This window comes from Geothrix limicola (genome assembly GCF_030268085.1).
GTDB lineage: Bacteria > Acidobacteriota > Holophagae > Holophagales > Holophagaceae > Geothrix > Geothrix limicola.
The window spans coordinates 26532-46460 of record NZ_BSDE01000002.1; the positions used below are offsets into that span (position 1 = coordinate 26532).

Consider the following 19929-nt stretch of genomic DNA (forward strand, 5'->3'; position numbering starts at 1 on the left):
TGCGCGCACACCCCCAGACCCCCGCGTCACGACCCGGCCAAGCCGGGCCGTGACTTTTCTCCCTGATCCAGAGATTCCCCACGGCGAGGAATCCCCGCGGGACATCAGAACCGGTACCCCACCCCCACGCCGTAGAGCATGGGATCCACCTTCACGGTGGTCACCTTGGCGCCGGCGGTGGTTTTCACGTCACTGCGGATCTGCACGTACTTCGCATCAAAGTTGAGGTAGCAGTTCTTCGCCACCTGGATATCCACGCCGACCTGGGCGGCGGGCCCCACGCTGGACGAATCGAGGTTCAGGGCCCCGCCCGCCAGCTTCACATCCGAGATGAGGGTGAGGTTCAGGCCCAGGCCAACATAGGGATTCACCGTCTGGCCCGGGAGGAAGTGCCACTGGGCGACGAGGGTGGGCGGCAGCTCCTTGAAGGTGCCGATCTTGGTGCCGGCCAGGGTGACGTCGTGCTCCTGGGGCACCGTCAGCACCAGCTCCGCGGCGAAGTTCTTCGTGAAGAAGTAGCTGAAGTCCACCTCGGGGATGGTCTTCGAGCTGACGTGGATGGCGTCGGCCGGGATGCCCGGAGCCGCGTCGGACTTGTCCGCAGGCTGGAGGGATACGGCGCGCAGGCGGACCATCCACGGGCCCTCCTGGGCCTGGAGCGGGACAGAACTTAGCCACCCGGCGGCCAAAGCCACCGGCAGGATGAGGGTCTTCATGGGATTTCTCCTTGTGAGGCCCGGGGTTCTCCCCGGGAGATTTTCGTCGTTCAGGGATCTGGAAGGCGAACCGCGAATGACGCGAAGTCACGCGAAGGTGGGACTCTCTTCTTGATTCGCGCCCATTCGCGCCATTCGCGGTTTCAGCTTTTTCAGTAGGCCGGCCCCTTGCCGATGCTCTCGGCGTTGAGCGTGTCGCGGAACTTCAGGTACACCCAGAGCTGGTAGCCGATGACGACGGGCAGGAAGCAGAGCACGACGCCCAGCATGATCTTCAGCGTGAGCGGGCTGGAGGCGGCGTTGAAGGCCGTCACCGAGGCCGCGGGATCGAGGCTGGAGGGCAGCAGGTTGGGGAAGAGGCCGGCCACGCCGAACAGCACGGCGCCGAGGATGAGCGCCGAAGAGGCGAACCAGGCCTTCCACCAGGCGCCCTTGGCGGCGAAGACGCGAAGCGAAAGCAGGCCCGCCACCGCCAGCAGCGGCAGGATCAGCAGCAGGGGCTTGGCCAGCACGTTCTGCCAGAGCCGCGTGCTGAACCAGGTCAGGGCGAGGAAGGCCACGGCCACGACGGCCTCGGCCCACCAGAGCGAGGTGGCCATGCGGCCGGCGCGGGCCTGCAGTTCGCCTTCCGTGCGCGTGGTCAGCCAGAGGGCGCCATGCACGGCGAAGATCAGCACGAAGAGCACGCCGCCCAGCAGGCCGTAGGGGTTCAGCAGGGTGAACAGGTTGCCGTGGAAGATGCCTGCGGCGTCCAGTGGCAGGCCCGCGAAGATGTTGGCGAAGGCCACGCCCAGCAGCAGGGCCGGCAGGAAGGAGCCCACCACCAGGCAGGTGTCCCAGATGGCGCGCCAGGCGCGACCCTCTTCCTTGCCGCGGAATTCGAAGGCCACGCCCCGCAGGATGAGCGCGAAGAGCAGCAGCATGAGCGGCGTGTAGAGCCCCGAGAACATGATGGCGTAGGCCCGCGGGAAGGCCGCGAAGGTCACGCCGCCCGCCGTGATGAGCCACACTTCGTTGCCGTCCCAGAAGGGCCCCATGGCGTTCACGAGGATGCGCTTCTCCGTTTCATTCTTCGCGAGGAAGGGGAAGAGCGTGCCCAGGCCCAGGTCGAAGCCGTCGAGCATGAAGTAGACGGCCCAGGCCACTCCCCAGATCACGAACCAGATGGTCTCGAACATGGTCGCCTCCCTCACTTCGCGGCCGCGGGTGCGGCTTCGGGGCCCTTGCGGGCGAACTTGAACAGCAGGTAGAAGTCCACGGCACCCAGCAGCGCGTAGACGAGGAAGAAGGCCACGAGCGAGGTGCCCACCTGGGAGACCGCGATGGGAGACACCGCATCCGAGGTCTTCATCAGGCCGTAGACGATCCAGGGCTGGCGGCCCAGCTCGGCGATGGTCCAGCCCAGTTCATTGGCCAGGTAGGGCAGCGGGATCAGCCAGGGCAGCACGCGCAGGAAGGTGCTCCGCGATTCGATCTGATGGCGCTTCAGCCAGGCCCAGAGGCCCACGGCCAGGAAGACGAAGGCCAGGCCCACCATGGCGCGGAAGCTGAGGAAAACGGGCAGCACGGGCGGGCGCTCCGAGGCTGGGTAGTCCTTCAGCCCCTTCACCTCGCCGCCGGTGGAATAGGTGGCCAGCAGGCTGAGGCCGCTGGGCACCGACAGGCTCTGCACGGCGTTGCGCTCGCCCTTGGCGTCGGGCCAGGCGATGAGGTGCATGGGCACGTTGCGGCCCGTCTCCCAGTGGGCTTCCATGGCGGCGAGCTTGGTGGGCTGGGAGCTGCTGAGGATCTCGGCGTTCATGTGGCCCTGGGCGATCTCGAAGAGCGCGAAGGCCAGCGTCCAGGCCGCGGCGACGCGGAACGACTTCTTGAAGAAGGCCGTCTCGTGCTTGCGGATCAGGTGCCAGGCCGAGATGCCCAGCACGAAAAATCCCGCCGTGAGGTAGGCGCCGCCCAGGGTGTGGATGAATTCCAGGATGGCGAAGCGCTGGGTGATGACGGCGAAGAAATCCGACAGTTCCGCGCGGCCGTTGCGCAGCACGAAGCCCACGGGATGCTGCATCCAGGCGTTGGCCACGAGGATCCAGAAGGCCGAGATGTTCGAGGCGATGGCCACCAGCCAGATGGTCGTGGCGTGGGCCTTCTTCGACAGCTTCTCCCAGCCGAAGAACCACACCGCAATGAAGGTGGATTCCAGGAAGAAGGCCGCCGTGGCCTCGATGGCCAGCAGCGATCCGAAGATGTCACCCACGTAGGCCGAGTAGCGGGACCAGTTCGTGCCGAACTGGAATTCCAGTGTGAGCCCCGTGACGATGCCCACGGCGAAATTGATGAGGAAGAGCTTGCCCCAGAACTTCGTCATGCGCTTGTAGTCCTCGTCCCCGGAGCGCACGTACATCGTCTCCATGATGGCGACGAGCATGGACAGGCCGAGGGTGAGCGGCACGAAGAGGAAGTGGAAGTAGGTGGCGACCGCGAATTGCAGGCGCGACAGGGCTAGGACATCCAAGGTGTCCTCCTTTCAGGGCGGGATGGGTGGGTGGGCTAGGTGACAGTACAGGCCGGGACCGCCTTGCAGGCGGCGTGGCGAGAGAGGTGAGCGCTGAGGTGCGTATCCGAAGCCCGGGCCAGGGCGTCGAAACGCACGGCCGCGAGATGGGTTTCCAGGGCGCGGGTGGCGGCGGCCCAGGCATCCTGGATGGGGCAGGCGTTCGTGAAGGGGCAGACGTGCTTGCCATCCAGGCACTGGTTGAGCACCACGGGCCCCTCGATGGCGGTGATCACGTCCAGCAGGGAGATCAGCGCGGCGTCGCGGCCCAGGCGGATGCCCCCGCCCGTGCCCCGGGAGGTGCGCAGGATGCCGGCCTTCACGAGGGGGCCCGCCAGGCGGCGCACCAGGGCCACCGGCAGCAGGCGCAGGGTAGAGATCTCGGCGATGGAGACCTGGCTGCCCGTCGGCAGCGCCGCCAGGTGCAGCACGAGCCGCGCCGCGTAATCCGTTTGCCGTGAAATGCCGATCATGGAGCCCCGCAAGGTGACCAGATCTGTAACATTACCCATTGGGTAACATTGGTCAACACCTGTAGGTCAATTATTTAAAAGAGTGATTTATCCGTTTATTTCAAGACGAGAAAAGTCCGCGCTTGGAAGCATTGATTTTTTTCTTCGACGCTTGGCGTCCGACCCGGGTTCCGAGGTTCTAGGAGGTCCGCTGGAACAGCAGGGCGTCCTCGCCATCCGGGTAGTAGCCGGGCCGCCGGCCGCAGAGCGTCCAGCCGCAGGCTTCGTAGAGCCGGATGGCCGGTGCGTTGGACACGCGCACCTCGAGGAAGAGGTGGGGCATCCCCTCGGCCGCCAGGTCGCGCTGGCAGGCCTCCAGCAGGTGCCTTCCCAGGCCCCCGCCCCGATGGGCCGGATCCACGGCGATGCGCAGCAGCTCGGCCTCGCCGGCCGCGGGCACGCAGGCCCAACGAGCGAAGGCCAGACCCGGCACCAGCCACAGGGCCTCGTGATCGGCGGCGGCCTTCCAGGGCACTCCGAAGGCCGTGCGGTCCAGGCGCACCGCCCAGTCCGGCAACGGGTCCCTTCCCGAAAGCCGCTGAGTGATCAGGGCCTCTTCACTCATCGCGCGTGGCCCTTCCGCAGGGCCTCGGGCAGGTGGGCGGCGGCGTGGGGGAAGTTCACTTCGGCGTCCGTCTCGCGCAGGTAGAAGGGCACGAGGGGCGATTCCGGGGCGCCCTGGGAGACGCGTCGCGCCAGGGCCACCAGGCCCGCCAGGGTGGCCTCGCCCTCGTCGGCGAGAGCGATTCGATGAGCAGGTAGCACGGCCTCGACCTTGGGCGCGAAGGCTTCGGGGGCCCACCAGGCCTCCTCGCCCACGCGCTCGGGCAACGTCGCGAGCAGGTGCTTGGCGGCCGCTTCCGTCGGCGCCTCCTCCCAGCGCTGATGGAAGGCCTCGCCGCGCTGGCCGTCCAGCAGGATCCAGAAGGGCCCCGTGATTCCCGCCTGGCGCAGGGCCTCGGCCCGCAGGGCGAAGGCCGAAAAGCCCCAGGTGGGCAGGCCCGTGAGGCCCAGGCCCTCGGCCGTGGCTACGCCGATGCGCAGGCTCGTGAAGCCGCCGGGCCCCAGGCAGGCCGCCACCCCCGAAAGATCGCGGGGCGCGGCGCCGGCCTCGGCCATCAGCTCGTTCAGCGTGGGGATCAGGCGCTCGCTGTGGCCCCGTCCCACGCCCGAAAGCACCCGCCGCGCCCACACCCGTTCGCCGCGGATCAGGGCCAGGTGCAGGATTTCCGTGGTGGTGTCGAGGGCGAGCAGCATGAAATCAGTGTAGAGGGCGGGAAACAGAAAAAGGCGGCCGCGGGGGCCGCCTTTTCGAATGGGAATCCGAGACCTAGCAGGCCTTGAGGATCTTGCCCGCCTGGATGCAGGAGGTGCAGACGCGCATGCGCTTCGCGGCGCCGTTCACGAGGGCACGGACGCGCTGGATGTTCGGGTTCCAACGACGCTTGGTGACGTTGTTGGAGTGGGAGACGTTGTTCCCGAACTGGGGCTTCTTACCGCAGACTTCGCACTGACGGGACATGGGAACCTCACGAACCAAAGGTGAAAACAGCCAAGAGAACCAGTGTAGCCAAGCGGGTGCATAACGCAAGGGGAAAGCCCTTGCGCCTCGCCACTTTCCTTGTCCAGGATAGCGGCATCCCCTGGAACCGCCGTGAACCTTCGCCTCTGGGCCCTCGCCTTCACCGTCCTGGACTGGCCCGAGCGCCAGAAGGCCGAATGCTGGGCGGCCCTGCAGATCGGGGCCCAGCCCGCCCTCAGCCCCGAACAGGCCGAAGCCCTGGCCCGCCTGGAGGCCGACCTGCCCCGCCGCCAGCAGGAGGCCCGGGATCGCGGCGCCCGCCTGCTGCTGCCGGGCGACCCCGAGGAGGGGCCGGCCGTCGACGCCCTGCTGGCGCCCCTGCCCTACCCCGTGGCCCTGTGGGTGCGGGGCACCCTGCCACCATCCGGCCCCCGCATCGCCATCGTGGGCAGCCGCGCGGCCACCACGCGGGGCAAGGCCCGCACCCGGGCCTGGGCGAAGGCGCTCGCCGAAGCCGGCGTGGCCGTGATCTCGGGGTTGGCCCGGGGCATCGACGGCGAAGCTCATGCCGGGGCCCTGGAGGCCGCGCCCGGCATGTTCACCCAGGCGGGCACCTGGGGCGTCATGGGTTCGGGCCTGGATCAGCCCTACCCGCCCGAGCACAAGCCCCTCATGGACCGCATGGTGGCCGCGGGAGGCGGCGTCATCACGCCCTTTCCGCCCGAGGCCCCGCCCCTGAAGTGGCATTTCCCCCGGCGCAACTGGCTGCTGGCGGCCTGGACCGAGGGCGTCCTCGTCACCGAGGCCCGCCTGAAGTCCGGTTCCCTGGTCACGGCTCGCCTCGCCCTGGACCTGGGCAAGGAACTCTGGGTCTGCCCGGGATCTCCGGAGGATCCTTCGGCCGAGGGTCCGAATTTATTGCTAAAAGAATGTTCTGCAAGGGTTTGTCTATCGCCGGACGACCTTCTGGAGGGGCTCGTCCCCGGCCGGGTCACTTGACAAAGGGCCGCCCCTAGGTTCCATCCTTAGCCCCCAAGGGAGATGTCCAGTGACCAAGTTAGTGATCGTCGAAAGCCCCTCCAAGGCGAAGACCATCACCAAGTACCTCGGCAAGGGGTACAAGGTCATGGCGTCCGTGGGCCACATCCGGGATCTGCCGCGGAAACTGGGCGTCGACATCGAGAACGGGTTCCAGGAGGAATACGAGATCAGCCCGGCCAAGGAGAAGGTGGTCAAGGAACTCCGCGCCGCCGCCAAGACTGCCGACGAACTCGTGCTCGCCACCGACCCTGACCGCGAGGGCGAGGCCATCAGCTGGCACCTGCTGGAGGCCATCAAGCCGCCCAAGAGCCTGCCCGTGAGCCGCGTGCTCTTCAACGAGATCACCCCCGCGGGCATCCAGAAGGCCATGGCCGCGCCCACCACCATTAATAAGAAACTCGTCGACGCCCAGCGGGCCCGCCGCGTGCTCGACCGCCTCGTGGGCTACAAGGTCAGCCAGGTACTCTGGGACAAGGTGCGTCGCGGGCTTTCCGCGGGCCGCGTGCAGAGCGTGGCCGTGCGCATCATCGTCGATCGCGAGAAGGAGATCATGGCCTTCAACCCGGTCGAATACTGGGTGCTGAAGGGCCGCTTCGCCGCCAAGCTGCCGCCCTCCTTCTGGATGAAGCTGGTCAAGCTGGGCGGCCAGCCCGTGCAGCTCGGCAACAAGGAGGCCAAGCGCCGCGTGGCCGACGCCGCCCAGGCCAAGGATCTGAAGGCGAAGCTGGAGAAGGCCGCCTACACGGTGACGGGCCTCGAAACCAAGGAGAAGAAGCGCAACCCCGCCGCGCCCTTCACCACCGCCAAGCTGCAGCAGGAATCGGCCCAGAAGCTGAAGATGAGCGTGAGCCGCACCATGCAGAACGCCCAGCGCTTGTATGAAGGCGTCGATTTCGGCGAAGGGCCCGTGGGCCTCATCACCTACATGAGAACGGATTCGCCCCGCATGGCCCCCGAGGCCGTCGAGGCCACCCGCGAATTCATCGCGTCGAAGTACGGCAAGGATTTCCTGCCCGCCAAGGCCCGCGTCTACACGGGCAAGGCCGGGGCGCAGGACGCGCACGAAGCCATCCGTCCCACGGATGTCACCCGCACCCCCGAAAGCCTGCGCGGGCACCTGGAGCCCGATCAGTTCCGCCTCTACGCCCTCATTTGGCGGCGCACCATGGCCTCGCAGATGGAGGCCGCGCGCTTCGACGAGACGGTCGTCCAGACGGAAGCCCAAGTAGGGGCCTCGGTGGGCAAGGACACGGCCCTCTTCGAGGCCAAGGGCGAGATCGAGCGCTTCCCCGGCTGGCTGGCGGTCTACCGCGCCGACAAGACCGAGGAGGATGCCGAGGGCATCGCCGACGCCACCAAGGGCCCCGATGAAGAGGACGAGGACGAGGCCCTGCTGCCCGCCCTGAAGCTGGGCGAGGCCCTCAAGCTCGAACAGCTCGACGCGGATCAGCAGTTCACCAAGCCCCCCGCGCGCTTCAACGAAGCCACCCTCGTGAAGGAACTGGAAGAGGACGGCATCGGCCGGCCCTCCACCTACGCCAGCATCATCGCCACCATCCAGGATCGCGACTACGTGAAGAAGCACGAGGGCCGCTTCAAGCCCACGGACTTGGGCATGACGGTCACCGAGCTGCTGCTGCAGGGCTTCCACGACCTGCTGGATCCCAAGTACACCGGCGCCATGGAAGGCAACCTCGACCGCATCGAAGAGGGCAAGCTCACCTTCAAGAAGGCCATGACGGACTTCTACGGTCCCTTCGAAGAAAGCCTGGCCGCCGCCGGGCGGGACATGCAGAACCTGAAGGCCGGCGTACCCACGGGGGAGAAGTGCCCCAAGTGCGGCGACCGCAAGAAGCACCCGGGCACCCTGCTCAAGCGCATCGGCCGCAACGGGCTCTTCGTGGGCTGCACCAACTACGGCGCCGAAGCCGAGAAGGACAAGTGCGACTACACGGCGGACCTCGAGAAGATGGAGGAGCCCGAAGACGCGCCGGAATGCCCGCTCTGCGGCACCACGCCCATGAACCTGCGCAAGGGCCAGTGGGGCCCCTTCTGGGCCTGCCCCAACTACCCCAAGTGCAAGGGCATCGTGAAGGCCGATCCCAAGGGCATCCCCGTGCCCCCCGACGAGCCCACCGGCGAGACCTGCCCCAACTGCGGCAAGGGCTTCGTGAAGCGGCACGGCCGCTACGGCGAGTTCGTCTGCTGCGTGGACTACCCCACCTGCAAGACCGTGAAGAAGGAAATCCTGCCCGTGCCCTGCCCCAAGTGCGGCGGCGGCCTCAGCCCCCGCAAGACGCGCTTCGGCAAGGTCTTCTACGGCTGCGTGAACTACCCCAAGTGCGACTACACCGCCTGGGACAAGCCCGTCCCCGTCACCTGCCCCGCGTGCAAGAACCCCACCATGGGTGAAAAGACGCGGAAGCCAAGGGGCAAGGACCCCATCCAGGTGCTCATCTGCCCGAAATGCCAGCACGAAGAGCCGATGGGGTAATTAATTATTATATGAATTCAATTACTACTGGTAATCACCTTCAATAAACAAGTAGCGCTTAGTTGCTATGCCCACAAGGCACGACCTTACCTGATAGCGTGAAGATTTTGCTTTTATTAAGGTCCACATCTATTCCTGAATCGAGTGAAACTTGTCCATTACACTATGTTTATCACCTCTACAAAGATTGAAAAGCTATCGAAAAGCCTAATCATAGGATTCAAGTAGTGAGGTCGCAGCCTCGCCACCCCTTGCGACAAAATCATGAAAAACTACGCCATGATGGCTACTATCGCCAGTTTCCTTATTTGCCTCTACTTGAAATCATGCAACAGGTCATCCTTGTTTATTTATAAATTACAAGTGTTTGCCAACCACTCAAAAGATAGCAGATGGCAAACACTTATCAAATCAAATAGGCAAGGACCCACAATTGCTATTGTTCACCGCAAATTTTCTCGTACTCATTTGCGTCTCGTTTAAACGAATAAAAGGCTTGCCCTCCGGAAAGAAATGGTTCAACAGTTTCACTCGCCATTGGAAATTCTACCCAGCGACACAGCCCACCTACTTTTTGCGTCCAAATATCATTATATGTAGAGTTTAAAAATGCATGTCGGGCTTCAAAATTCGTATACTCAACCCTGCCATCAAGTACATTAGTGTTCACAGGGACTGGAAGAAATGGAAACGCGAACTGTTTTGTACTGCCGATAGTTGGAAGCTGCGTACGCACATCAAAAGAATCAGATTTTATAATTACCTTATTTACCCACGACCTCTCCGTACTGCTGTCCAGTTGGACTTGAGTTAAATCTCCAGCCGAATGAAAGATTGTAGATGTTGATCCTAACCCAACCTCTATGATGTATGGACCTGCAGCGAGATTTTCAAACACAAAAGTCTTCGATGTATTGCCTCCAAGATTTTCAATCCAGGACCAGTTATAATTACCACTAACTAACCTCAAGGTATTTTTTGGCCTTATAATTGGATCACCAGGGAGAGACACTGATATTGTATAGCGACCATCGACAGGTACAAAAAAAGTAAAATACCTATATTGCGTATTATACGATGCAAGATTATTCGCTATTCCAGTTAATGCACCGGTCACTGCTTGAGTAACAACATACCATTGAATATAGGCAACTACTCCCGCATAATTATTATTCCAGACTTGGCTTAAAATATCTTTATATTTTGGCTCATTAAACCCCAAACCAGCCACTGCAGTATTAGCCAAATTATTCACATTGGCACTATTGCCATCAACATTCAAATAAGACAATTGTGTGAAATTCAAATTCATTTTTTTTACATGAAATGTCGCATCTGCAACGATTGGACAAATAACCGCTGTGTCTGCATGGACGGGATTTGTTGGCGTTTCGGCATATATATTCAAAGCAAAAATCAAAGCGCAAGATGCAATTTTCATAGCTATGTTCTCCATCAGCGATTATAAAGATTATTATGCAATAATATTTTAAATGAAAGGTGGACCTCGATTATAAGTTGTTCTAGATTCGCTCAAATATATAATTATCATTTTATAAACCATGTTAACATTTGATATGAATTAAATTAACATTTTTCCAGTGAATTCTGGGGTCATAGTGAATTTATTTTTGACAATAAGCTTGGTTACAATTTTGGCTACATATGGTTATTGTTATATTTTTACATTTATTAACATGTTTTACCCAAGCATGTAATGTGAGTGATAAGGTCCCCCAAAAGTCTTCGCAAACAAGGAAAGGTCCCACGCGGTAAAGCAGGGGGTATCTCAGCGGCTGACACATTAAACGGAATGGAGTCTTTTCCCGTCCAACGAAAAGGCCTGAACGGTAATTTATGAAGGCCGAACGGTAGCCCCCCAAGTCGGCAGAACCGATCCACCAGGTATTCCTCAGTCTCGGATGCATCCTGATCTGCTGGTATGCGCTGGGTTGGTAGTTTTGTTAGGCACTCTTAGGGACAGCCTCTCCAAAATTTCCGTGCATCCTTCCGCTCGGCTCGTTCGTATAGGTCTGTATCGCCGTTGCGATCACCTGGATGCATCCCTTGGACCTCGACCTTCCCATGCCGCTGGAAGCCGCCGAGGCCGCCGTTCCCCTGCGGAGCTTCCGGGAGATCGTGACGGCGCATCAGTCCTTGGTGTTTTCCATCGCCTTGCACACCCTGCGCAACAGGGCCCTGGCGGAGGAGGTGGCGCAGGAAGTCTTTCTGCGCCTCTCGGACCGGCTGGGCGGCATCCAGTCGGAAGCCCACCTCGTGAACTGGCTGCGCACCGTGACGTCGCGGTTGTGCATCGACGAGCTGCGCAGCCATGGCCGCAAGGCCCTGAGCCTGGAGGCCGTGCCTGAACCAGCGGCCGAGCCGCATCCCCGGGATCCCTTCCTGTCCGCGCACCTGCGGCACCTGGTGGGGGAGCTTCCGCCTCCCGTCCGGGTGGCCCTGGTGCTGCGCTACCAGGAGGATCTGGATCCCTCTGAGATCGCCAGGATCCTGCAGGAACCCCTCCCCACCATCAAGAGCCGTCTTCAGCGCGGTTTGCAGGCCCTGCGGGACAGCTTCAAAACCCTGGGAGTCGGCCATGGACGACTTTGAGCTTCATCTGACCCACGCCCTTCGCCGCCAGGAAGCGCCAGCGGGCTTCGCGGACCGCGTGCTTCTCGCGGCCCGTGCCCGGCGGCAGCGGCGCTGGGGCTGGCTCGCCGCCGCTTCCCTCGCCCTGATGATCCTCCCGGCGGGCTACGCCTACCACGTCCACACGGAACGCCAGCGCGCCGAAGCTCAGCTCCGCCTGGCCCTCAGCATCACCAGCGGAAAACTCAACCTCGCCTTCAAACACCTGAACGCCGAACCGGAGCAGCCATGATCACGAACCGCCTCCCCTCATTCGCCTGCGCTGGCCTCATCTGCCTGGTGGCGCTGCCCGCCTTCGCCCAGCAGGGTCGCCTCAAACTGGACGCCTGCGCCGGTCTGGCGGCCAAGGCTTCGAACGTGGTGGACATCACCCTGGACGGCCCGGGCCTTCGCATGGCCGCCCGCATCCTGGAGAAGGATCCCGAGGCCCAGGCCATGATCCAGGGATTGACGGGCATTTTCGTCAAGGTCTTCGAGTTCGATAAGCCCGGGGGCTACGCGGCGTCCGATCTGGAGGGGATCCGCGCCCAGCTTCAACCCGGGGGCTGGTCCCGCATCACCCAGGTGAAGAGCCGCCGGGAGGGCGAGGTGGAAATCTACCTGCTGGAAGACGGTAAGGGAGGCAACGCGGGCCTCACCGTCCTGGCCATGGAGCCCCGGGAGGTGGCCCTGGTGAACATCCTGGGCCCCATCGACGTCGCCAAGCTGGGTTCGCTGGAAGGCAAGATGGGGATCCCCCGGCTGAGCGAGCCGAAGGTCACCAAGCAGGCCACCAAGCCGGGCGGTGCGAAGTGAGAGCCCGGAGCCTCCTCCTCTCGGCGCTTCTCGTGGGATGCCCCCTCCGGGCCGGCGACAAGGTCTTCGACCACCTGGTGAACCACCTCCAGTCGCGCTATCAGAAGGCGCCTGTGGGCACGGGCTTCATGGGGTTCATGGCCCGGTGCTTCTCGCCCAAGGGCGTCAGCGGGCTGCGCATGGCCATTTTCGAGGAAGTGGACACGCGCCAACCCCAGGGCGAGGACTTCGAGGCCGTCGTGCGTTCGACCATCGGCACGGAGGTGACGCCCCTGCTGCGGTCCCTCAGCAGGACGGGAGAACGTTGCAGCATCTACCTCTGGGAGCGGGAAAAGCGGACCGAACTCCTGATCTTCTCCTCCGAAAAGGGCGAAGTGGTTCTGCTGAAAATGCGCCTGGATCCCGACCGTCTGCGGGAGTGGCTGAACGACCCGGAGGGCATGGCCCGGAAGAAGGGCTGAGCCCGAGCCGCGACGCGGACAGGCAACCGGTGATGAACCGTGATGGACGGTGATCCACCCACCCCATCACTGTCCATCACCGTTCATCACTGGTTCCCCTGTCTTTCGTTCTTGATCCTGTCCATCCGCGTTTCACGCCGTGTCCCCGACAAGGCCCGCACGTCTTGGGTTCGGGGCTGCCATGGGGATTTCAGCAAAGGATTCGCGGTCATCGGCGAATGCCACGACGCGCGCGAAGTCGCGACTAATGCCCTTTAGATACGGCGAGTAACGTCTTTCTCACTTCTATACCAAGACTGGTGAGAGTCCCAGGTTGAGATAACGCAGCTCCAATCCAAACTATCGCGAGTGCGAACGAAACGCATCGATCACGAAATTGGCAAACGCAATTACCTTCTTGGGTACCTGGCCACTCGAAGGATATAGGATCACGATTTCGCCCTCCATCCGATCGCGCCCGGGAATTGAGACTTCTTCGATGAACCCCTCGCGCACATAGTCTTTGGCAACAAAGAGCGGTAATAGGCCCAAGCCCACGCCCTCACGAATGAGCTCCCGCGCAAACAAGAAATCATCTACCACGAAGTGTGAAGGGAGTGGGCGGGTCTTCAGCAACCTGATAGTTGCGAGATGAACTACCCACGAGTGGCGTTCATCCACTTTGTCCCTGGGGCGGCCGCGACGAGCGAGGTACGACGGCGATGCGTAAATTCCGACCGGAATGCGTGTAATTCGCCGAACCGTCAACGATGAATCCTTTAGAGGCCCCGTGGCGACTCGAATCGCGAGATCGTAGCCTTCTCTTACCGGGCCGGAATGAGGGCCCATCAAACGAACTTCCAGCTGAACCGCAGGATAGCGACGGGCGAATGCCGCGAAGATGGGAGGCAACACGATGGTCCCAAAGTCCTGAGGTGCGGTCATACGCAAGACGCCGGAAGGTTCTTCGTCCCGCTCAGGCAGGTCGACAAGAGCCCTTTGTAACTCCGCTAGATGCTCTCGTGTCCTTTCGTAGAGGGCAGCGCCGGCAGTGGAAAGCGCGACCTTATGGGTGGTTCGGTGAAGCAATTCAAAGCCGAGAAGACCTTCGAGCTGGGCGATGGATCGGCTGACGGTTCCCTTGCCGATGCCAAGCTTGCGTGAGGCTTTTGTGAAGCTGTTTTGCTCTGCGACGGCGGCAAAGACGACGAGAAGCTGGAAATCAATCTGTGTTGCATTCATAGAACACATTGTTTCCTTTTTTCGAGCTTGTTGGCAATGCGGAACAGAATCATCGTTACAACAGAAAGGGGAATTCACCATGAACAACACCAGCGCAATATCACCCTCTCGGGTTACCGCCTCTGGCAAGGCTCTCACCACCAGCTTGTGGGTCGCTCAAACGATCCTGGCTTTGGTTTTTCTAATGTCAGGTGGAATGAAGGTGGCTGCGTCAACCGAAGCACTAAGGGCACAAATGCCCTGGGTCAATGGTGCCTTGGGCAGTGCCGTTCGCATGATTGGGTTTGTCGAGATTCTCGGAGCTATTGGAATTGTCTTACCGGCCGCCACTCGAATCGCGCCGAAGCTCACTCCAGTGGCGTCCCTGGGATTGGCTTTGGTCATGGCACTCGCAAGCATCACGCACCTTTCCCGCGGCGAGCTTTCCATGGTCCCCGTGACCATGACACTTGGTGGCCTAGCCGTCTTCGTCGCGTGGGGCCGTTTCGGAAGAGCCGCCGTCCCGCCGCGAGCTCGAAGCTGAGATCGGAAAAAATTCAACAAGTCGCGATGGAAATCATTCCAAAGCAGAAAAACCCATTAAGCCTACGGCCAAACGGGTAAAGCGAACTCTACCTCTGGGAGAAGGGGACCAGGACCGAACTGATGATCGTGACCTCCGAGAAGACCGAGGTCGTGCTCATCAAGATGCGAGTGGATCCCGAGCAGTTGCAGAGGTGGCTGGACGACCCTGAAGGCATGGCGCGAAAGAAGGGGTAGATCGAAAAGGTCAACATCGATAAAAGCGAATGAACACCGATCAGGCCAAGACATGAGCAGTACGCTCACAGGCTTTATCGGTGTTCATCATTCAGTTTGCGGTGTTCATCGGTGTTTTTGACCGATTCCTGCTTTTCAGTTCTTCCATCCATATGAATCCGTGTTCATCCGTGGCTAATCGGATGCGTTAGAGGTCAAAGAAAAGGAATTCAATAAGCGGAGGTTGGCGGAGGAGCTGAGGAAAGCGGAGAAAGACAGTCCTTCTTTGCTCCGCTTGCCTACGCCTTTCCGCTCTCCTCCGCTTTCAAAATTCCTTTCGACGAACGACTACGAAACCTACTGGTACTTCGCCCAGTCGATGTTGCGCATATCCCCGCTGGCCAAAAATTCCCGGTGCATGCCGAGGCTCAAAGCAAGCGACAGCGGCGCGTGGCCGGCCTCGGTGAGCTTGAGGTAGTCGCGCAGCTGCTCGCGGTAGGCGGGGTGGGCGCAGTTGTTGATGATGAGATGGGCGCGCTCGTGGGGATCCTTGCCTCGCAGGTCGGCCACGCCTTGTTCGGTGACGACCACCTGCACGGAGTGTTCGCTGTGGTCCATGTGGCTCACCATGGGCACGATGGCCGAGATCATGCCGCCCTTGGCCGTGGAGGGGCAGGAGAAGATGGACAGGTAGGCGTTGCGCGTGAAATCGCCCGATCCCCCGATGCCGTTCATCATGGTGCTGCCCATGACGTGGGTGCTGTTCACGTTGCCGCCCAGGTCCACCTCGATGGCCGTGTTCATGGACACGATGCCGATGCGCCGCACGATTTCGGGATGATTGCTGATTTCCTGGGGGCGCAGCAGGACGCGCTGCTTGAAGAAATCCAGGTTCTTGAAGACCTTGTCGTGGGCCTCCAGGGACAGCGTGAGGGCGCAGGTGGAGGCGAAGGTGCAGCGGCCATTTTCCAGCAGGGGCACCACGGAATCCTGCAGCACCTCCGTGTACATCTCGAAGGGGGGAATGTCCCTGCTTTCGCCCAGGGCCGCCAGCACGGCGTTGGCGATGTTGCCCACGCCGGATTGAAGGGGCAAGAAGGTGGGCGGGATGCGCCCCGCCTTCATTTCGGCCACGAGGAACCGGGCCACGTTATCGCCGATCTGATCGGTGGCGGCGGTGGGTTTGTCGAAGGCGCCGGTTTCGTCGGGGCGGTTCGTGCGCACCACGGCCACGATCTTTCGGGGATCCACGGTGCAGATGGGCGAACCGATGCGATCGGACGCGTTGAAGATGGGGATCTCGGCGCGGGTCGGGGGGTCCTGGGGCTCGAAGAGATCGTGCATGCCCAGCATCTGGGGCGACAGACTTTCGTTGAGCTCGATGATGATCTTGTCGGCCAGGCGCAGGTACGTGTTGGAGGCACCCACGGAGGTGCTGAGTACGATGCCGCCGCCGGCCGTGATATCGCAGGCCTCAACCACGGCGAAGTGGATGGGGCCGAGAAATCCGTAGCGCGCATTCTGGGGCACGACGGAAAGGTGCATGTCCACGAAGCGCACCTGCCCCGCGTTGATCTGCTTGCGCAGCCCGGCATCGGATTGATAGGGGGCGCGGAAGCTGATGGCCTCGGCTTCCGCCAGGGCGCCATCCAGGCTCTTGCCCGTGGAGGCCCCCGTGAGCACGCCCACCTTGAAGGGGCGGCCCGCCGCGTGTTCGCGCTTGGCCCGCACCGCCAGCGCGGCCGGCACGTCCTTGGCCGCGCCCGCGGCTGTGAAGCCGCTGAAGCCGATGGTCTGGCCGTGGCCGATGAGTTCCGCGGCCTCGGCGGCGGTCATGACGGGAAAAGGAGTAGACATGGGAATCACCTGCATGGGTGGTGGGGGATGCGCGCTCTCCGGGTCGAAAAGCTGAGGCCCCGGTACGGGGCCCCGGAACCGGGGCGACAAGCCCATTTTAGCGGATTTCAGCCGTTAATGACCATTCGATCATGAATGAAGTTCCGCCTGCCCCATCGTGTGAAGGCAGCATCGGGGATCAAAGAAGAAAGGAAAAGGAATTCAATAAGCGGAGGATGGCGGAGGAGCTGAGGAAAGCGGAGGAAAAACGATTCAGCCCTGCTCTGCTCCGCTGTCCTCCGTTTCTCAGCTCTCCTCCGCTTATTTACTTCTTCCTTGAAGCGAGGATTCAGCGGCGCCCAGGAGCGAACCTAGGCGTCCAGGATCTCCCGCACTTTGTGCAGCAGGGCGGCACGGGTGAAGGGTTTCTGGAGGAAGGCCCGACCGAGGACGGGTTGGGATTCGAGGTCCAAGGTCCCCGAGGGATATCCGGAGACGAACAGGGCCCGAAGGGTGGGCTGGAGGGCTTGGAACTGATGGAACAGCTCGATCCCATTCAGGCCCGGCATGACGAGGTCGGAGACCAGCAAGGCGACGCTCTGCAGGCTGCCATCCCGGGCTTTCGCCAGGGCTTCCAGGGGATTCGACACGGGGACGACCTGATAACCGGCCTCCTTCAGCACCCGGGTTCCCAATTCGAGCAGCGCCTGCTCATCTTCCACCAGCAGCACCTTTTCATGCCCCCGGGGTGGGTCGAGATCCTGGGTGGACAGGGTCGCGGGATCTCCACCCTGGTGTCTCGGGAGGTAGAAGCTGAGGGTGGTTCCCAGGCCCGGGCTGCTATAGACGGAAACGAAGCCCCCATTCTGGCGGGCGATGCCATACACCATGGCCAGGCCTAGGCCCGTGCCGCACCCCAGCGCCTTGGTGGTGAAGAAGGGCTCGAAGATCCTGGCTTGCACCTCTGGGCTCATGCCGTGGCCCGTGTCGGTGACCCGCAGCACCACGAACTGGCCCGGATCCGCGTCCGGGTGTACCTGATGGAAGGCCTCATCCACGGTGACATTGGCCATTTCCAGGGTGATGGTCCCACTGGGACCGAGGGCATCCCGGGCGTTCAACACCAGGTTGGTGAGGATCTGGTCCATCTGCGAGGGGTCCACGCGCACGAGCCAGAGATCCTTGGCCGCTTTCCAAACCAGGGTGTGCTGTTCCCCGATCAGGCGCCGGAGCATTTTCTGGGTGGCCTCAAACACCTCGTTCAGATCGACCAACACGGGCTGGATCGTCTGCTTGCGGGCGAAGCCCAGCAGCTGCCGATTGAGATCCGCCGAATGGAGGGCGGCCTTGCGGATCTGCTCCAGATCCTCGCGGGCCTTGGTGCCTTCGGGCAGTTCTTCCAGCAGCAGGTCCGCGTAGCCGATGATCACGCCCAGCATGTTGTTGGTGTCGTGGGCCACGCCACCCGCCAGCTGCCCCAGGGCATCCAGCTTCTGGGCCTGCTGCAGCATGGCTTCCAGCCGCTTCCGTTCGGAGACATCCCGCACCACGGCCACGACCACGTCCTGGTCGTACCAGGTGGCCCGTCGGAGCGAGACTTCCACATCGAAGTCCCCGTTCGGGCTGAGGGGGCGTCTCGCACGCCACTCGAAGACCAGGTACCCTTCCACGCGCAGGCGGGCCAGCTGGTCCGCGATGCCGACCTTGTTGGGCTGGCTGGCATCCGGAGAGGCGGAATAGTCCGCAAGGGTGAAGGTGCGGAACGTGTCCCGGGTGACGCCGTACATGGACAGCATGGCGTCGTTCACTTCGATCAGCCGACCCTCCCAGTCATGGATCAGGATCGCGTCGTGCAGGTTGTCGAAGAGGGTGCGGAGGTTCGCCTCCGAACGCCGCAGGTCTTCGCGGGCCTCCTCCAACTGGGTGATGCGGCTCTGGAGTTCGGGATAGTAGGTTCTCCGGGAGGACTCGGTTCCCAATCCGATGATGCCCTCCCGCATCCGGGCCCAATCCTGTCTGTCGCGCATCTACATGGCTTCCGAATAGAGGGACTGGAGGTCCCCCTGGCTGGGCGGCCTGGGGTTGGTGGCATTGCAGGGATCGAGGATGGCCTTGCTGGCCAGCCGCTGGTGATCGGTGGCGTGAATCCCCCGGGCCGCGAGCCCTTGGTCAATGCCGCAATCCCGACGCAGGTCCAGGATATGCGCCGTCAATCGGGCCCGGCACTCCCGATCGTTGAGTCCCCGCAGATCGCAGCCCATGACCTCGCCGATGCGGCGGAACCGCTCGGGGGCCGAGGAGAAGTTGTAGTCCATCACGAAGGGGAGAAGCAGGGCATTGCATTCCCCGTGGGTCAGATCCTTGAAGCCGCCCAGGCTGTGGGCCATGGCATGGACGGAGCCCAGGCTGGCATTCGAAAAGGCCAGCCCGGCCTGGAGGCTGGCCTGCATGATCTGGGTGCGCAGTTCCAGGTTCTGCGGGGCTTCGGCGCTGGCCCGCAGGTGGGTGTGAACCAGGCGGATGGCCTCCAGGGCATGCAGATCCGTGATGGGCGAGTGGGCGTTGGACACGAAGGCCTCGATGGCATGCACCAGGGCATCCATGCCCGTGCAGGCCGTGAGGTAGGTATCCATGGTGAGCAGCGTGCAGGGATCGATGAGCGCCACATCGGGCACGACGGCCTTGCTGATGATGGCGATCTTCACCTTCTCCTGCGAGTCGGTGATGATGGCGAACTGGGAGACATCCGCCGAGGTGCCCCCGGTGGTCGGGATGCAGATCAGGGGGACCATGGGCGTAGGCACCCGATCCACGCCCTCAAAGTCGAGAATCGAGCCCCCATTCGCGGCCACGATGCCGATCCCCTTCGCGCAGTCCATGGGGCTGCCGCCGCCCACGGCCACGATGAGATCGCAGGCCATGTCGCGGAAGCGCTCGGCGCCCTCCATCACCTCGGTATCGCGGGGATTGGCCGAGACGCCAAGAAACGGCACCACCACCAGCCCCTCGGCCTCCAGCTGGGCGAGGACCTCCCCGGTCCAGCCTGCGGCCTCCACCCCGGCATCGGAAACCAGCAACACCCGATGTCCACCCAACTTCCGGACGTACCGGCCCGCCAGCTGCCGCGCATTCGCCCCGAAGATGAACTCGGGCGCCACGAATTTCCGGAGTTCGTCGATGATCGTGTCAGGCATGAAGGCCCCCGGGGACCAGGGTTCAGCTTGGGTAGGTGCTTCCTGTATCGGCAAAGGGGCGTTTGTCGATGAATTAGCCCCATCTGGCAGGGGGGGCCAGGCAAATCAGACATTGGCGGAACCACGCCTTCGCTGATCCAGGTGCCGTCCATGGACCGGTCAGTCGGGGTTGTTGGAGGTCAAAGGATTCGTGCTCATC

General features: G+C 62.3%; 19 protein-coding genes. 7 read left to right on the forward strand and 12 right to left on the reverse strand.

Annotated features, from left to right (window positions below):
- Positions 1-104: 104 nt before the first annotated feature.
- The 7 genes from QSJ34_RS05890 to rpmB form a co-directional block, all read right to left on the reverse strand.
- Entirely contained in the window at positions 105-716 is a 612-nt protein-coding gene (locus QSJ34_RS05890; RefSeq protein WP_285571651.1) for an OmpW/AlkL family protein, read from the reverse strand.
- Positions 717-868: 152 nt separating this feature from the next.
- The gene (cydB, locus tag QSJ34_RS05895) at positions 869-1894 is read right to left on the reverse strand and encodes a cytochrome d ubiquinol oxidase subunit II (RefSeq protein ID WP_285571653.1); all 1026 of its coding nucleotides are present in this window, start codon (positions 1892-1894) and stop codon (positions 869-871) included.
- Positions 1895-1905: 11 nt separating this feature from the next.
- Entirely contained in the window at positions 1906-3225 is a 1320-nt protein-coding gene (locus QSJ34_RS05900) for a cytochrome ubiquinol oxidase subunit I (protein ID WP_285571655.1), read from the reverse strand.
- 35 nt (positions 3226-3260) lie between these two features.
- Positions 3261-3737: an RrF2 family transcriptional regulator gene (locus QSJ34_RS05905; RefSeq protein ID WP_285571658.1), complete on the reverse strand. Its 477-nt coding sequence runs from the start codon at positions 3735-3737 to the stop codon at positions 3261-3263.
- A gap of 178 nt (positions 3738-3915) precedes the next feature.
- Positions 3916-4341 (reverse strand): GNAT family N-acetyltransferase, encoded by a 426-nt coding sequence (locus tag QSJ34_RS05910; protein WP_285571661.1) that lies wholly within the window; start codon positions 4339-4341, stop codon positions 3916-3918.
- Positions 4338-5033 (reverse strand): tRNA (adenosine(37)-N6)-threonylcarbamoyltransferase complex dimerization subunit type 1 TsaB, encoded by a 696-nt coding sequence (gene tsaB, locus QSJ34_RS05915; protein WP_285571664.1) that lies wholly within the window; start codon positions 5031-5033, stop codon positions 4338-4340. The genes QSJ34_RS05910 and tsaB overlap by 4 nt, the downstream gene beginning before the upstream one ends.
- A 73-nt stretch (positions 5034-5106) precedes the next feature.
- A complete protein-coding gene (rpmB, locus tag QSJ34_RS05920) occupies positions 5107-5298 on the reverse strand; it encodes a 50S ribosomal protein L28 (RefSeq protein WP_285571666.1) in 192 nt (63 codons plus the stop codon).
- A 132-nt stretch (positions 5299-5430) separates the two neighbouring features.
- Between rpmB and QSJ34_RS05925 the strand changes: the two genes are divergently transcribed.
- Together QSJ34_RS05925 and topA are read left to right on the forward strand one after the other, a co-directional pair.
- Positions 5431-6297, forward strand: coding sequence for a DNA-processing protein DprA (locus QSJ34_RS05925; RefSeq protein WP_285571669.1), 867 nt, complete (start codon positions 5431-5433; stop codon positions 6295-6297).
- A 49-nt stretch (positions 6298-6346) separates the two neighbouring features.
- On the forward strand, positions 6347-8833 hold the full coding sequence (gene topA, locus QSJ34_RS05930) for a type I DNA topoisomerase (RefSeq protein WP_285571672.1): 2487 nt from the start codon (positions 6347-6349) through the stop codon (positions 8831-8833).
- A 436-nt stretch (positions 8834-9269) separates the two neighbouring features.
- Here topA and QSJ34_RS05935 read toward each other — a convergent pair whose 3' ends face one another.
- The gene (locus tag QSJ34_RS05935; RefSeq protein WP_285571675.1) at positions 9270-10274 is read right to left on the reverse strand and encodes a hypothetical protein; all 1005 of its coding nucleotides are present in this window, start codon (positions 10272-10274) and stop codon (positions 9270-9272) included.
- Positions 10275-10900: 626 nt separating this feature from the next.
- On the opposite strand from QSJ34_RS05935, the gene QSJ34_RS05940 reads away from it, so the two are divergent.
- From QSJ34_RS05940 to QSJ34_RS05955, 4 genes are read left to right on the forward strand one after another with little or no spacing between them, the layout of a single operon-like run.
- A complete protein-coding gene (locus QSJ34_RS05940) occupies positions 10901-11446 on the forward strand; it encodes an RNA polymerase sigma factor (protein WP_285571678.1) in 546 nt (181 codons plus the stop codon).
- Positions 11433-11717 carry a hypothetical protein gene (locus QSJ34_RS05945; RefSeq protein ID WP_285571681.1) on the forward strand — a complete coding sequence of 95 codons (285 nt, stop codon included), beginning with the start codon at positions 11433-11435 and terminating at the stop codon, positions 11715-11717. Before QSJ34_RS05940 ends, QSJ34_RS05945 begins: the two co-directional genes overlap by 14 nt.
- Positions 11714-12280 carry a DUF4252 domain-containing protein gene (locus QSJ34_RS05950; protein ID WP_285571683.1) on the forward strand — a complete coding sequence of 189 codons (567 nt, stop codon included), beginning with the start codon at positions 11714-11716 and terminating at the stop codon, positions 12278-12280. The genes QSJ34_RS05945 and QSJ34_RS05950 overlap by 4 nt, the downstream gene beginning before the upstream one ends.
- A gap of 32 nt (positions 12281-12312) precedes the next feature.
- Positions 12313-12741, forward strand: a complete 429-nt coding sequence (locus tag QSJ34_RS05955) for a hypothetical protein (protein WP_285571685.1) — start codon at positions 12313-12315, stop codon at positions 12739-12741.
- Between the two features lie 339 nt (positions 12742-13080).
- Here QSJ34_RS05955 and QSJ34_RS05960 read toward each other — a convergent pair whose 3' ends face one another.
- Positions 13081-14043, reverse strand: a complete 963-nt coding sequence (locus tag QSJ34_RS05960; RefSeq protein ID WP_285571688.1) for a LysR family transcriptional regulator — start codon at positions 14041-14043, stop codon at positions 13081-13083.
- On the opposite strand from QSJ34_RS05960, the gene QSJ34_RS18550 reads away from it, so the two are divergent.
- Positions 14042-14485, forward strand: a complete 444-nt coding sequence (locus QSJ34_RS18550) for a DoxX family protein (protein WP_420798830.1) — start codon at positions 14042-14044, stop codon at positions 14483-14485. The genes QSJ34_RS05960 and QSJ34_RS18550 overlap by 2 nt on opposite strands.
- A 572-nt stretch (positions 14486-15057) precedes the next feature.
- On the opposite strand, the gene QSJ34_RS05965 is transcribed toward QSJ34_RS18550, so the two are convergent.
- From QSJ34_RS05965 to ercA, 3 genes are all read right to left on the reverse strand, one after another.
- On the reverse strand, positions 15058-16557 hold the full coding sequence (locus QSJ34_RS05965) for a butyryl-CoA:acetate CoA transferase (RefSeq protein WP_285571691.1): 1500 nt from the start codon (positions 16555-16557) through the stop codon (positions 15058-15060).
- A 350-nt stretch (positions 16558-16907) separates the two neighbouring features.
- On the reverse strand, positions 16908-18563 hold the full coding sequence (locus QSJ34_RS05970; RefSeq protein ID WP_285571693.1) for a hybrid sensor histidine kinase/response regulator: 1656 nt from the start codon (positions 18561-18563) through the stop codon (positions 16908-16910).
- A complete protein-coding gene (ercA, locus tag QSJ34_RS05975; RefSeq protein ID WP_285571695.1) occupies positions 18564-19730 on the reverse strand; it encodes an alcohol dehydrogenase-like regulatory protein ErcA in 1167 nt (388 codons plus the stop codon).
- Positions 19731-19929: the final 199 nt, after the last annotated feature.